This is a genomic window from Gordonia cholesterolivorans (assembly GCF_039531975.1).
GTDB lineage: Bacteria > Actinomycetota > Actinomycetes > Mycobacteriales > Mycobacteriaceae > Gordonia > Gordonia sihwensis.
On the sequence record NZ_BAAARB010000001.1, the window covers coordinates 153,745 to 168,140 of the forward strand.

The window sequence follows — 14,396 nt, forward strand, 5'->3', positions numbered from 1 at the left end:
CCAATCCCTGTGGACTGCCTCCGGCGAACGCTCTGTCCTCGACGCTACGACGAGCGACGAGCCTCGTCCAGGGCGCAGCACGATTCGGCCGAACGATCACCGCTCGCGTCCGACCGAACTCAGAATCGGGGCGGCGGCCCCTGGTCGGCGGGAGCACGACCGTCGATCACCGCGGCGATCGCCAACAACGCCGCTTGGATGAAACCGACCGTCAGCGCCACATAGGCACCGGCCCCGAGACTCAGGAACGGCGGAAGACCCAGTGCGCAGACGAGCAGACCCAGCCAGCCGAAGATCGCGAGGAAGGCCAGCAATGGCAGGTAGCGCCGCCACCTCGGTGCGGCCAGCCCCGCTGCCGCGACACCGACTGTCCCCAGCAGCAGAAAGAACCAGCCGGGACTGAGAATCAGCGACGGGCTGAGGTAAGCGGGCACGTCGAAGGTTCCGTTCATGCCAGTGGCCCAGACCTCGGCCTTGTGGTCGATCTCGTCTGAGACCGTCACCCAGCCGAGGAATCCCGTGAAGAACGTGACCAGTCCGGCGGCCGTGGACCCGACGGCCATCAGGACCGGCGTCGGAGTGCGCGAGAGGAGCGGGGGCCTGGCGGGAGGCGGCGGGTAACCGGGCGCGCCGTACATCATCGGCGGCGGTCCCGGCTGCGCACTCGGTCCCGGACCGTATCCGGGCATCGGGTTGGCGGAAGTCCAGGAATTCGTCTCTTGGCCGAGGGCCTGCTGCGAGTCCGGCTTCGGGTCCGGCTGATCCGGATGCGGCGGGTTGGTCATGTCCGTATCTAACCACCCGGATCCGACACTGCGGGCCCGGTCGACGGCGGCGGTCCGCCCCTCTCTCATCCGTCGGTGTAGATCACCTTGGTCCGCAGCACCGCGTCCTGCAACGACATCCGCCGCGGAGACAGCACAACCCAGAACAGTCCGACCGGGAACACCACGCAGGTCAACGCCCGGAGCAGGATCTGCGCAAAGTGCATCGGCCGTCCGCTGACGCGCACCACACGCAGTCCCATCAACACGTTCCCCACCGTCCGGCCGGTCACCGACCACCCGGCGACCAGATAGACGAACGCGATGCCGAGGAATCCGCTGGTGGTGAACCACCACCCGACCTGCGGGAAGGCGAAGTTGGTGATATCCATCGTGAACAGGACGAAGGCCGTCCCCAGATAACCGAGACCGAGAAGCGCGACCACCAGCACCACGTCGATGACGGCGGCGATCAGCCTGGTCACGATCCCCGCGGTCCGCGGCCGCGCGTCGCGCGGCTCAGTCATCGTCGGACTTCCGGCGGAAGACCCGGTTCACGAAGCCCTCCACGGCGTCGTCGGCGCGTTCGCTGCTGGTCCGGACGTCGGAGATCATCTCGGTCGTCACGGTGGAACTGGCGTCGCGCACGATCGACGAGAGATCCACGCCGTTGATCACCCGGTTGCCGACCACGACCAGATCGACGCCCGCGAGGACGGCGTCGAGATCGATGCGCCGGACCGCCTTGTCGAGGTCGACTCCGTCGACCACCGCGTCGATGTCGAGTCTGGCCAGAACCGGGTTGAGATCGAGCCGGTCGAGGATCGGCGTCAGGTCGATGCCGTCGAGCACCTTCTGCAGATCGATGGTGTCGATCACCGCGTTGAGGTCCAGTCGTTCCACGACGGCCTGCAGATTCACTTCGCCGAGCACCCGGTCGAGGTCGACGGCCGCGAGCAGCACCTCGGTCAGGTCGATCTCTTCGGTGAGGAATGCGATCGCCTCGGACAGCACGCCGCGGATCACTGCACGCGGAACATCGAGCACGCGGTTCACGGCACCCGAGACCAGATCGGTTATCACTCGACGATTATGGCTGAATGCGAAACGTCCCGGTGCGGCAATGCAGCCGTACCGGGACGTTTCGTCGTCCGACTCTCAGGTCCGTCCGGACCGGAGTCCGATCAGAGTGCGTCGAAGAGCTCGCGCGCCAGTGCGGCGGTCTCGCTCGGGGTCTTGCCGACCTTGACGCCGGCGGCCTCGAGGGCCTCCTTCTTGGCCTGCGCGGTGCCGGAACTGCCAGAGACGATGGCGCCTGCGTGGCCCATGGTCTTGCCCTCCGGCGCGGTGAAGCCCGCGACGTAGCCGACGACCGGCTTGGTGACGTTGGCCTTGATGTAGTCGGCCGCACGCTCCTCGGCGTCGCCGCCGATCTCGCCGATCATGACGATGAGCTTGGTCTCCGGATCCTTCTCGAAGGCCTCGATCGCGTCGATGTGGGTGGTGCCGATGACCGGGTCTCCGCCGATGCCGATGGCGGTCGAGAAGCCGAGGTCGCGCAGCTCGTACATCATCTGGTAGGTCAGGGTGCCCGACTTCGACACGAGGCCGATCGGGCCCTTGCCGGTGATGTTGTTCGGGGTGATGCCGACCAGCGCCTCGCCCGGCGTGATGATGCCGGGGCAGTTCGGGCCGATGATGCGGGTCTTGGCGCCCTTGTCGACGTTGTACGCCCAGGCGTAGGCCGAATCCTGGACCGGGATGCCCTCGGTGATGACCACGAGCAGCGGGATCTCGGCATCGATGGCCTCGATGATGGCGTCCTTCGAGAAGGCGGGCGGCACGAAGGCGATCGAGGTGTCGGCCCCGGTCTTCTCCATGGCCTCGGCGACCGATGCGAACACCGGCAGTTCGACGGTGTTACCGTCGGCGTCCACGTGCGAGACGGTGGTGCCTGCCTTGCGGGCATTGACACCGCCGACGACGTTGGTGCCGGCCTTCAGCATCAGCGCGGTGTGCTTGGTGCCCTCGCCGCCGGTGATGCCCTGGACGATGACCTTGTTGTTCTTGTTCAGGTAGATCGACATGAGTCTTCTTCGTCTCCTACTGGTTCGCCAGCTCAGCGGCCTTGTCGGCACCCGAGTCCATGGTGTCCGCCAGGGTCACCAGCGGGTGGTTGGCCTCGGCCAGGATCTTGCGACCCTCCTCGACCTTGTTGCCGTCGAGACGGACCACCAGCGGCTTGCTGGCGGCGTCGCCCAGCTTGGCGAGCGCGCCGACGATGCCGTTGGCGACCGCGTCACAGGCGGTGATGCCGCCGAAGACGTTCACGAAGACGCTCTTGACCTGCTCGTCGCCGAGAATGACGTCCAGACCGGCCGCCATCACCTCGGCGGACGCACCGCCGCCGATGTCGAGGAAGTTGGCCGGCTTCACGCCGCCGTGGTTCTCACCGGCGTAGGCGACCACGTCGAGGGTCGACATGACCAGACCCGCACCGTTGCCGATGACACCGACCTGACCGTCGAGCTTGACGTAGTTGAGGTCGTTCTCCTTGGCCTTGAGCTCGAGCGGATCGGTGGCGTCCTTGTCCGCGAACTCGGCGTGGCCCGGCTGCCGGAACTCGGCGTTGCCGTCCAGCGTCACCTTGCCGTCGAGCGCCAGGATCTGATCGTCCGGCGTGCGCACGAGCGGGTTGACCTCGACGAGCAGGGCGTCTTCGGCGACGAAGACCTCCCACAGCTTCTGAATGGTCACGGCGGCCGCGTCGAGGACCTCGGCGGGCAGATGGCCCTTCTCGGCGATCTCGCGCGCGAACGCCAGGTCGACGCCCTTGACCGCGTCGACGGCGATGCGAGCCAGCCGGTCCGGCTTGGTTGCGGCGACCTCTTCGATCTCCATGCCGCCCTCGACCGAGCACATGGCCAGGTAGGTGCGGTTGGCGCGATCGAGCAGGAAGGAGATGTAGTACTCCTCGGCGATGTCACTGGCCTCGGCAACGAGGAGCTTCTTGACAACGTGGCCCTTGATATCGAGCCCGAGGATGTTTTCAGCGTGCGTCTGTGCGTCATCAGGGGTTGCGGCGTACTTGACGCCACCGGCCTTACCGCGGCCGCCGACCTTGACCTGCGCCTTGATCATCACGGGCTTGCCGATTTCCTCGGCGATCGCCCGCGCATCGGCGGCAGTGTCAGTCACCCGACCTGGTGTGGTGGGTACCCCATGCTTGGCGAACAGTTCCTTCGCCTGGTATTCGAAGAGATCCATTCAGCTCACCATCTGAAGTAATGTTTCGCCCGCTCCGGTGTAACGCGGGCCATAGGCGACTCTAAACCCCCGGCGCCGTCGCATTCGAACGCGACCCCAACCTTGTGCCGCATCTCACGCGCTACTGACCAGTAACCCCTTATGCACCGCAATTGTGGCCGCTGAGCAGCCAGAATGAGGACGTCACAGAAAGAGGCGGTGGACTTAGCGCCGACCGTTCGTTACCGTCGTCAGGGTTGGTAACAACTAGGTCACGACATGCGAGCCGCTGCCTCGAGCGGCAGCGCTGAGGATTTGAGGTGAACGACTTGGCAGCACGGAGCCTTCTCGACCGTGACGGCGCAACCGCCGGCCAAGCCGACCCCACTCCTCTCGACACCCCCAGCACTCACGACTTCCCGCTCCCTTCGCGCTCGCTGCGCATCGGCCTCGGCGGGTCCGCACTGAACCAGGACACCGTCAGCACCACCGAGATCCTTCTCACCGACGACGCAGCGGTCGACGACACCGCTGCCGACACCACCGCCACTGCGGTGGCCGCGCAGCCCGAGACCGGCAAGCCGAAGCACCGCCTCCGCGCCCCCTCGTCGGCCCTGCGTGCTCGTACCGCCCTATTCGCCATCGCCGCGGGCGCCACCGCGATCGCCGTCACCGGCTCCGGATCCGACGGCCAGGCGAGCCCACTCGCCCAGGCCCCCGCCGACCCCGCGCCGGTCGACGGATCGAACGTCGTCCCGGTAGCGAACACCTCCGCGAGCGACACCGGCCCCGGAGCCGTTCCGGCCGCCTCGCAGGCCGATATGAGCGATTTCGGCGATCAGCTCTCGCAGGGCGTGAAGATCGCCAAGGAGCAGGCGGCCGCCATCGCCGCGAAGCAGAAGCCCCTCGTGGTCTCCCCGATCCCGATGGGCGTCTACAACCTCACGTCGGCCTTCGCGCCCCGCTGGGGCACCTTCCACGGCGGCATCGACATGGCCGCACCGCTCGGTACGCCCATCCATGCCGCCACCGACGGCGTGGTGATCGACGCCGGACCGGCCTCCGGGTTCGGCAACTGGGTGCGGCTCAAGGCGCCGGACGGCACCATCACCGTCTACGGCCATATGGCCTCCTCCGGTGTGCTGGTCCACAAGGGCCAGCAGGTCACCGCCGGCGACACCATCGCGCTGGTGGGCTCCGAGGGGTTCTCCACCGGACCGCACTGCCACTTCGAGGTGTGGATCAAGGGCCCGAGCGGCGCCTACGTGAAGATCGATCCCGCCATCTGGCTCGCCAAGAAGGGCGTCCGCCTCTCCGCACTCACCGGCTAGTCAGACACCGACGGGTTCGGTTCGCCGAGCCGCACCGGCCCACCGACCTTGCCGAGCAGCACCAGCTCCCCAGGCCGGTCGAGTAGCACCAGCCCCCCAGGCTTGCCGAGCAGCACCAGCCCCCCAGGCTGGTCGAGTAGCACGCGAACGTAGTGAGCGAGCGTATCGAGACGTCTGCTCTGCCCACCACCCCCGCCCTACAGCTTCTCCCCCGGCAGTCCGCCGACGGTCATCAACGTCACGCGGCCCACTTTCCCGCCGAAGTCGAACGTGATGCGCTCGGTGACACCGCTCCCCTCCTTCGCCACGGCCTTCCCCATCCCGTACTGCGGATGGTTCATCCGGTCGCCGATCTCGTAGTGGACGTTCTTGTTCCGCCCACGGGTCGGGTCGGACGAGTACGACGACCGTCCGCGCAGCCCCGAGCCGAAACCCGACTCGGAACCGTTGGACGATCCTCCGCCGGCTGAACCGAATCCGAAGCTGCCGCCGCGAGAGCCGAACTCTCGCATGCCACGCTTCGGCTCGGTACGCCGCCAGTCGATCAAGTGCTGCGGAACCTCTTGCAGGAACCGCGATTCCGGATTCGACACCGGCTGTCCCCACGATGCGCGCGACATCGCACGGGTCAGATAGAGACGCTGGCGGGCTCGAGTGATCCCGACATACGCCAGCCGTCGCTCCTCGCTGAGTTCGGCCGGATCGCCGAGAGCCCTCATATGCGGGAAGTGCCCGTCCTCCCAGCCGGTGACGAAGACGACAGGGAATTCCAGCCCCTTGGCGGTGTGCAGCGTCATCAGGGTGACGACGCCCTCTCCCTCGTCGGGCACCTGGTCGGCATCGGCCACTAGGGCCACCTTCTCCAGGAACGCCGCGAGCGAGCCGGGCTCGGGTTCACCGTCGCCAACGATCTCGCCGGCCGCGTCCGTGTCGGGGTCGGTCGGCTCATCGGCCCGCTGCGCGGCTTCCATGCTGAAATCTCGGGCGACGGCGATCAGTTCGTTGAGGTTGTCCATCCGTGCGGCGTCCTGCGGGTCGTTGGACGCCTCCAACTCGGCACGGTAGCCACTGCGATCGACGATCGCGTCGACCAGTTCGCCGATGTCGCCGCCCTCCGTGGTCGCGTCGGCGACGGCGTCGTCGACCGATTCGCCGCCGACGGCGCCGAAGGCCATCAGGAAGTCGCTGCGCAGTCCTTCGATGAGGTCGACGAACAGGGTGATCTGCTTGACCGCGCGTGTATTGAGCAATGGGACGCGGTTCTCGGTCGCCTCCACCAGCGCCTGGTAGAAGCTGATGCCGAGATTCTCCGCATGGACGGCGACGCACGCCTCGGCACGATCGCCGATCCCGCGCCGCGGTGTGTTGAGGATCCGGCGCAGGCTGACCGAGTCGTCGGGGTTCGCCACCACGCGCAGGTAAGCGATCACGTCGCGCACTTCCTTGCGCTCGTAGAACTTGGTGCCGCCGACCACCTTGTAGGGGATTCCGTGGCGGACGAAGACCTCCTCCAGCGACCGCGACCCGGTGTTGGTGCGATAGAACACCGCGACGTCGGCGTACGTGTGGCTCGCCGAACCCCCGATCGAGTAATCGACGAGTTCCTCTATCTCCTTCGCGATGAACGCGGCCTCGTCGCGGTCGGAGTCGGCGACGTAACCGACGATCAGGTCGCCGTCGCCCGAATCGGTCCACAGCTTCTTCTCACGGCGTCCCGCGTTGCGTGAGATGACGGCGTTGGCCGCCGACAGGATGGTCTGGGTGGAGCGATAGTTCTGTTCGAGCAGAATCGTCTCGGCGTCCGGGTAGTCGCGCTCGAACTCCTCGATGTTGCGGATCGTCGCGCCGCGGAAGGCGTAGATCGACTGGTCGGCGTCGCCGACCACGCACAGCTCCGACGGCTCCAGGCCGCTCGGGGTCGTCTGCTCGCCGACGAGCTCCCGCACCAGCACGTACTGCGCGTGGTTGGTGTCCTGGTACTCGTCGATCAGCACGTGCCGGAAGCGGCGCCGGTAGTACTCGGCGACATTGGGGTGCCGCTGCAGCAACGACACCGTCTCGCCGATCAGATCGTCGAAGTCGAAGGCGTTCGCCGCCGCCAGCCGACGCTGGTACTCGGCGTAGATCTGGGCGACGGTGCCCGCCGCCAGATCACTCTGGCCGTCGGCCGCCGCCTCCGCCGCGGCGTCGTCGGGATCCTTCAGTTCGTTCTTGAAGTTGGAGATCAACGTGCCCACACCGCGCGGGCTGAACTTCTTGGGATCCAGGTCGAGGTCGCGGACCACCATGCCGAGCAGTCTGCGCGAGTCGTCGGCGTCGTAGATGGAGAAGTTCGAATTGCGATCACCGAGCAGGCTCGACTGCGCCCGCAGAATCCGAACGCAGGTGGAGTGGAAGGTCGAGACCCACATGTAGGCAGCGCGCGGTCCGACCAGGTCGATTACCCGCTCGCGCATCTCGGCTGCGGCCTTGTTCGTGAACGTGATCGCGAGGATCTGTCCCGGCGTCACGTTCCGTTCGGCGAGCAGGAAGGCGATGCGCCGGGTCAGCACGGCCGTCTTACCCGATCCCGCTCCCGCGACGATCAGCAGCGGCGACCCGGTGTGCAGCACCGCATCTCGCTGCTGGGGGTTCAGTCCGTCGAGGAGTTCGCGTCCCCGGTCGCTCAGCTGGGTCTCGTCGATGGCGGCAGGTGAAGAGTTCATGGCCTCTTCAGGCTACCTTCGGCCCCCGACAGTCCTCGCCGTCACGCCTGTCCCCCGACCATCGGTCACGGCGCCGCCTCGGCCATCACCGGCGCCCCCACCCTGCCGTCCCCGGTGTGCAGGCGCAGCCCCGGCGTCACCGGCCGGATCCGGAGTTCGGTGCCGTGCCCGTCGAGCTGGACGTAGGCCGCGTGCAGTCCCGATCGCACCGGGACCTCGACGGGGTCGCCCCCTTCGAGACGGAGTTCCACGGTGCCGGCTCGGTCGGCGCAGTAGCTGAAACCGACGGTCCACTGCCAGTCGATCAACGGGCCGCTCAGCGGCAGCCTGGTGAGGTCGTCGATGCCGGGCTTGGCGCAGCTGCCCCGGCTCGGCTCGAAGGTCCGCGCCGGCGACACCGCTCCCGCGACCAGGCGACCCTCCGCATTGAGGACCTTCAACTCATCGGTGACCTTCCCGAAGTCGGGACGCTCGCGCAGGCGGCCGAAGACATGGCTGATCATGTTGTTCGGATAAGCGACCGGCAGCAGCACCTCGAGCGGCACCGGCTGATCGAACATCGTCTTGCCGTCCATCGACGCCAGCGACGCACGCGCGGTGCGCAGATAGCCGCCGGTCGGATCGTCACGCCAGGACTGCCCGAAGGACATCGTGGCCGTGACCGCCGAGACCAGGAAGGCCGCACCCGCCACCGCGGCCGCGACCGCCATCCGCCGGTCGGGCTGTGAGGGTCCCGCGGTGTGTGCACCGACATTCGGCGGCGCCGCGGCGATCAGGGCCAACGCGATCGCCAGCACCAGCGCGGTGTCGGGCAGGTACCGCATGGTCTGCGCCAGCTCGAGCGCGGTGTTGCCGCTCGACCGGTTCCACATCACCGGAATCTGGGCCGCCACCGCGTACAGCAATGCGAAGAACCAGATCAGCGCCACGCCGCGTCTGCGGCGCACGGTGATCGCGATCGCCGCCGCCAGCACCACCCAGCCGAGGACGATCATCCACACGCTCGGGAAACCCATCGGCGGCGACGGCGTCCACCGCTCCCACACCCACGGACCGCCGGTGAACGAGGGCACGATCGCGTTGTTGATGCTGCGCCACACCAGATGGGCCGTCTGCCCGATGGAGTGGACGCCGGCCGTGGCCGTCGACGTCGCGAGAAAGACCGCGGCCCACACCACGAACACGCCGCCGAGGATCAGCCACAGCGGACGAGCCCGCAGAAAGGCCTGGCTCAGCGGTGACGATCGGTAGTCGGCCTCATCGTCCCAGCGGGCCGATGAGCGATTGCGGAGCGCGAGAACCGCCGCGACGAAGGCGATGGGCAGGATGAACAGCGACTTCTCGAAGAACAGCAGACCGACCACGAAGGCGGCCACCGCGCCGATCAGCAGACGCCGGCTGCGCACCGGGTCCGGGCGGTCGCGGACCAGCGCTACCGCGTTGCCGACCACGACTGCCATCGCGGCCTGCATCGGCAGGGTGTTCAGACCGGCCGCCCACCAGACGTAGGCACTGACGGTCATCGGAACGAACAGATAGAAGCCCAGGGCGGCCAGCGCCCAGCCCCCCGCCCGCGGCGCGAGGATGCGGATCATCCGCCACACCGCCAGTGAGGCGACCACCTGCAGGACCAGCAGCGTCAGCGCGGGCAGCCACCACTGCACGGGGGCCAGTGCCGTGGTGAGCCCGGCGACCAGGAACGCGGCGGGCATGAAGTGGCCGTCGTGGCTGTAACCCAGGAAATCCCAGGACGGAATCGGGTACGTGGACGCCCGCCCCATGAGGATGAGGTCGTCCCAGTAGAAGTTTCCCCAGATCACCAGCACCGCGCGCACGACGAGCTGCACCATGATCAGCGCCAGTGCCAGTGCTCCGACTCTTCTCGCGGCGGTCGTTCTCGCGGTGGTCATCGCGGCGGTGGTCATCACTGCATTGTTCACTACGCGCCGCCACGCCTGCGAACCCTGCGTGGCAAAATCGGAAGACGTGAGTGACCAGGATGATCAGCAGACCAATGACGGCGCGGCCCACGGAAACGACGGCGGCGGACGGTTCGCGCTGGATCTGGAAGCGCTGGGGTTGAGCGACGATGTCACCGCCCTGCCCGACGACATCGAGGAACTCCGAGTCGAGATCGACCGCATGGACGCTGTCATCCTCGCCGCCATTCAGCGGCGCAGCGCCGTGTCGAAGAAGATCGGCGCGCACCGCATGGCTACGGGTGGACCGCGCCTGGTGCACAGCCGCGAGATGAAGGTCCTCGACCGCTTCTCCGCGCTGGGGTCCGAGGGACACACCCTCGCGATGCTGCTCCTGAGACTGGGCCGCGGACCGCTGGGGCGTTAGCGACCTCCCTGCCTTCCGGCGGCCTCAGGACGGCCGGCCGCGTTCGGTGCGGTACCAGCGCACCAGTGCGTCGGTCGACGAGTCCGGCAGCGGCGCAGGCGCGGCGTCGTCGCTGATCACGCCGAGCAGATCGACGGCCTGCTTCTTCCCGAGTTCCACACCCCACTGGTCGAAGGGGTTGATCCCCCAGATCATCGCCTTCACGAAGGTCTCGTGCTCGTAGAGTGCGATCAGTTGTCCGAGGACCGAGGGCGTGAGCTTGGGCGCCAGAATCGACGTCGACGGGCGGTTTCCGGGCATCACCTTGTGCGGCACCAGCTTCGGCGGCACCCCCTCGGCGGCGATGTCGTCGGCGGTCTTGCCGAAGGCGAGCACCTGCGTCTGTGCGAAGAAGTTGCTCATCAGGATGTCGTGCATCGAGCGTCCGTCGGCCGCGGGCAGATCGTCGAGCGGTTGCGCGAACCCGATGAAATCGGCCGGGATCAGCCAGGTCCCCTGATGCAGGAGCTGGTAGAAGGCGTGCTGCCCGTTGGTCCCCGGCTCACCCCAGTAGATCGAGCCGGTCGGCGAGGTGACGTGATGTCCGGCGGCGGTGACCGACTTCCCGTTCGACTCCATCGTCAGCTGCTGCAGGTATGCCGGAAACCGAGCCATGTCGTCGGAGTACGGCAGCACGGCCTGCGACTGCGCATCCCAGAAGTTGGAGTACCACAGACCCACCAGCGCGAGGATCGCCGGCGCGTTCCGCTCCAGCGGCGCGGTCCGGAAGTGCTCGTCCATCGCGTGGAAACCGGCGAGGAATTCGCCGAACAGCTCACGGCCGATGGCGATCATCAACGACAGCCCGATCGCCGAGTCGATCGAGTAGCGGCCGCCCACCCAGTTCCAGAATCCGAACATGTTGGCGGTGTCGATACCGAACTTCGCGACCTCGTCGGTGTTGGTGCTGACGGCGACGAAATGCTTGGCGACCGCGTCCGAGTCGGCCCCGTCGACCCCGAGCTCACGCAGCAGCCACCGTTTCGCCGCGGTCGCGTTGGTGATGGTCTCGAGGGTGGTGAAGGTCTTCGACGAGACGACGAACAGCGTGGTCTGGGGGTCGAGTCCCTCGAGCACCGACACCAGATCGGACGGGTCGCTGTTGGAGACGAAGTGCCCGGCGATCCCCGGATGACGGTAGTGGCGGAGCGCCTCGTACGCCATGACCGGACCGAGGTCGCTGCCCCCGATACCGATGTTGACCACGTCGGTGATCGGCTTGCCCGTGTAGCCGGTCCACTCGCCGTTGCGCACCCGGTCGGTGAACTCGCCCATCGCATCGAGGACCGCGTGCACGTCGGCCACCACGTCCTGGCCGTCGACCACGAGTTCGGCGTCGCGCGGGAGCCGCAACGCGATGTGCAGCGCGGCACGGTCTTCCGAGGTGTTCAGATGCGCCCCGGCGAACATGGCATCGCGCTGCTCTTCCACACCGGCCTCACGGGCGAGTGCCGCGAGCAGTTCCACGGTCTCCCGGGTGATCAGGTTCTTGGAGAAGTCGATGTGCAGATCGGCGGCGTCGACCGTCAGATCACGTCCGCGATCAGGATCCATCACGAAGAGTTCACGCAGGTGCAGCGAGTACACATGCTGCTGGTGAGCAGCCAGAGCGTGCCACGAGACAGTCGATGTGATGTCGAAATCGTCCGTCCCGTCGAGCCGTCCACGCAGATTCGTCATCATTGTCCCCACATTATTCGGTCGAACGAGTTCCTCGCGAGGTGTGGCTCAGATCAGCCTCGCCGAGAGCGACTCCGGCAGGTAGCGCAGCGCCCACGAGATCGGCGTCCACGGCCACGCCGGAACCGCCGCGCGGGCGCGTTCGGATTCGATCGCCGCGACCATCGCCTTCACCCCGCGCTCGGTGTCGGTCATCATCGAGGTCTTCACTCCGCGGTTGATGTCCGTCTCGATGTAACCCGGAAGCAGCACCGTCACCGTGATCGGGCTTCCCGCGAGTTCGGCTCTGAGCCCCTGTCCGAGGGCCGAGACTCCTGCCTTCGAGGCCGAGTACGCGGTCTGAGCCTTCGGCAGGCCCCGGACCGCACTCATCGAACTCACCAGGACGAGGTGTCCTGCGTTCTGCCTGCGGAAGATCTCCATCGCCGCTTCGGCTTGCGCGAGCGCACCGACGAGATTGGTCTGAACGGTCTCCATGTTGGCCGCGGCGTGTCCGGTTCCGATCGGAGCACCCTTGCCGAGCCCGGCGTTCACGATCACCCGGTCGACACCGCCGAGGTCCTCCGACAGCGCCTCGAAGGCCACTGGGACCGCATCCGCGTCGGTCACGTCGAGTTGCCTGACTGCCACCCGGCGCGCGGATGATTCGAGTTGCCCGGCAAGCGATTCCAGCCGATCGATCCGTCGCGCCGCGAGTCCCAGACTGCGGCCGCGGGCCGCGAACTCGCGGGCCATCCCCTCTCCGAGACCTGAACTCGCACCGGTGATGATGATCTTCTCGCGAACCATGCAGCCGAATCTACCGGCCGTGACGAGGGTCGGCACCGCGGCGTGATCGGCCGGACGCGCCGTTGCGCGGCGAACCGACGGGATGAGACGATCAACGTCACTCTAGTAACTTCCATCACAATTTCACCTTGCGTAACAGGAGTGAGCCCATGCCTCCCTTCCGCCGCCTCCTTCCCTTCCGCAGCCTCACTGTGTCGGCTGCGACGATCACCGCGGCCGTCCTCGTGACGGTTCCGGGAGTCGGAGACGCCGCCGCGGCACCCTGCGGCACCCAGGGCAACGGGTCGAGCCTGCCCTTCTTCGACACCGGATCGCTGGGCTCATCAGGATCGCCGGGCTCATCTGGCTCGCTGGGTTCGTCGGGATCCGGTTCGGGTGCCGCGCAAGGACCACAGGGCCCACTCCCGCAGTTCGACAACGGAGTCACCCGCACCGTCGCGTGGACCACCGGACCCCGCAGCGCGAATCGGACCTTCACCCGCTTCGGCATCTCGGGCACCGATCTGGGCATCGCCTGGGACAACGGCGCGGGCCAGACCCTCCTGGCCTTCGGCGACACATTCGGTGACTGCACGGCACCGGGCAGGCAGTGGCGGCACAACGTTCTGCTCCGCACCACCGACGACGACCTGACGAACGGACTCACCGTGCCGGACGGCGTTCCGGGCGACGTCCACTCCGGCGCTTCGGTGGCCGCGGACGCGCCGGCCTTCGCCCGTCAGATGATCGGGGCGATCGGCTGGAGCGGCGTCGAGGTCACCACCATCCCCACATCTGCGATCGCCATCGACGGCAAGCAGTACCTGAACTACATGTCGGTCCGGAAGTGGGGACTCCCCGGCCAGTGGGACACCAATTTCTCCGCGACCGCCGTCTCCTCCGACAATGGACAGACCTGGACCACGCCGCCTGCGACCATCCGCGTGAACGCCGGCGTCTCGCTGCCCATCCCGGAGGGATGGCCGTCTGTTCACGCCAACGACAGCAAGTTCCAGCAGGCCGCCTACGTGAAGGGGCACGGCGACGATGACGGCTGGGTGTACCAGTTCGGCACCCCGAACGGCCGGTTCGGTGGCGCCTACCTCGCCCGATTCCGGCCGTCGGACGTCCTCGACCTGAGCCGCTATCACTACTGGACCGGCAGTGGCTGGTCCGACTCCATCGACGACATCCCCGGCGGCTCCGCCGGGAGGGTCCTTCCCGCACCGGTCACCGAACTGTCGGTGGCGTGGAGTCCGTTCCTGAACAAGTACGTGATGCTGCACAGTCCCACCACCGGGGTCCAGATGCGGACCGCCGACCATCCCGAAGGACCGTGGAGCGCACCCAGGCTGCTCGTCCCCGGGACGCTGGGCCTCTACGCTCCGATGATGCTCCCCCAGTCGCCCGCGCTCACCGGCACCGGACCCGACCTCTACTTCCACGGCAGCCGATGGGACGACTACAACGTCGCGTTGGTGCGAACTCGCCTGTCACGGTGATATCACCCGATTCCC

12 protein-coding genes are annotated in these 14,396 nt (G+C 67.3%); 3 read left to right on the forward strand and 9 right to left on the reverse strand.

Translation table 11 applies throughout. The features are described 5' to 3' along the window. Window positions 1–119 precede the first annotated feature (119 nt). From ABFX36_RS00680 to sucC, 5 genes are all read right to left on the reverse strand, one after another. Window positions 120–785, reverse strand: coding sequence for a DUF5336 domain-containing protein (locus tag ABFX36_RS00680; protein WP_346074680.1), 666 nt, complete (start codon window positions 783–785; stop codon window positions 120–122). 65 nt (window positions 786–850) lie between these two features. Further along, window positions 851–1,291: an RDD family protein gene (locus tag ABFX36_RS00685; RefSeq protein WP_006894656.1), complete on the reverse strand. Its 441-nt coding sequence runs from the start codon at window positions 1,289–1,291 to the stop codon at window positions 851–853. Continuing rightward, complete coding sequence (locus ABFX36_RS00690) at window positions 1,284–1,847, reverse strand: hypothetical protein (RefSeq protein WP_006894655.1); 564 nt, start codon at window positions 1,845–1,847, stop codon at window positions 1,284–1,286. Before ABFX36_RS00690 ends, ABFX36_RS00685 begins: the two co-directional genes overlap by 8 nt. A 101-nt stretch (window positions 1,848–1,948) precedes the next feature. Then, window positions 1,949–2,851, reverse strand: a complete 903-nt coding sequence (sucD, locus tag ABFX36_RS00695) for a succinate--CoA ligase subunit alpha (protein WP_006894654.1) — start codon at window positions 2,849–2,851, stop codon at window positions 1,949–1,951. A gap of 16 nt (window positions 2,852–2,867) precedes the next feature. Beyond that, the gene (gene sucC, locus ABFX36_RS00700) at window positions 2,868–4,031 is read right to left on the reverse strand and encodes an ADP-forming succinate--CoA ligase subunit beta (protein WP_006894653.1); all 1,164 of its coding nucleotides are present in this window, start codon (window positions 4,029–4,031) and stop codon (window positions 2,868–2,870) included. A gap of 299 nt (window positions 4,032–4,330) precedes the next feature. Here sucC and ABFX36_RS00705 point away from each other — a divergent pair, with 299 nt between their 5' ends. Continuing rightward, the gene (locus tag ABFX36_RS00705; RefSeq protein ID WP_346074681.1) at window positions 4,331–5,341 is read left to right on the forward strand and encodes a M23 family metallopeptidase; all 1,011 of its coding nucleotides are present in this window, start codon (window positions 4,331–4,333) and stop codon (window positions 5,339–5,341) included. A gap of 197 nt (window positions 5,342–5,538) precedes the next feature. Here ABFX36_RS00705 and ABFX36_RS00710 read toward each other — a convergent pair whose 3' ends face one another. Together ABFX36_RS00710 and ABFX36_RS00715 are read right to left on the reverse strand one after the other, a co-directional pair. Then, window positions 5,539–8,046: a UvrD-helicase domain-containing protein gene (locus ABFX36_RS00710; protein ID WP_062367658.1), complete on the reverse strand. Its 2,508-nt coding sequence runs from the start codon at window positions 8,044–8,046 to the stop codon at window positions 5,539–5,541. Window positions 8,047–8,111: 65 nt separating this feature from the next. Then, complete coding sequence (locus tag ABFX36_RS00715; RefSeq protein ID WP_346074682.1) at window positions 8,112–9,971, reverse strand: TgpA N-terminal domain-containing protein; 1,860 nt, start codon at window positions 9,969–9,971, stop codon at window positions 8,112–8,114. 133 nt (window positions 9,972–10,104) lie between these two features. Here ABFX36_RS00715 and ABFX36_RS00720 point away from each other — a divergent pair, with 133 nt between their 5' ends. Next, window positions 10,105–10,392: a chorismate mutase gene (locus tag ABFX36_RS00720; protein WP_231650238.1), complete on the forward strand. Its 288-nt coding sequence runs from the start codon at window positions 10,105–10,107 to the stop codon at window positions 10,390–10,392. Window positions 10,393–10,416: 24 nt separating this feature from the next. Here ABFX36_RS00720 and pgi read toward each other — a convergent pair whose 3' ends face one another. Both pgi and ABFX36_RS00730 read right to left on the reverse strand, forming a co-directional pair. Beyond that, on the reverse strand, window positions 10,417–12,111 hold the full coding sequence (gene pgi / locus ABFX36_RS00725) for a glucose-6-phosphate isomerase (RefSeq protein ID WP_346074683.1): 1,695 nt from the start codon (window positions 12,109–12,111) through the stop codon (window positions 10,417–10,419). Between the two features lie 48 nt (window positions 12,112–12,159). Next, window positions 12,160–12,900 (reverse strand): SDR family oxidoreductase, encoded by a 741-nt coding sequence (locus ABFX36_RS00730; RefSeq protein ID WP_346074684.1) that lies wholly within the window; start codon window positions 12,898–12,900, stop codon window positions 12,160–12,162. A gap of 149 nt (window positions 12,901–13,049) precedes the next feature. On the opposite strand from ABFX36_RS00730, the gene ABFX36_RS00735 reads away from it, so the two are divergent. Continuing rightward, window positions 13,050–14,381, forward strand: a complete 1,332-nt coding sequence (locus ABFX36_RS00735) for a glycoside hydrolase family 183 protein (RefSeq protein WP_346074685.1) — start codon at window positions 13,050–13,052, stop codon at window positions 14,379–14,381. The last annotated feature ends 15 nt before the right edge of the window (window positions 14,382–14,396 follow it).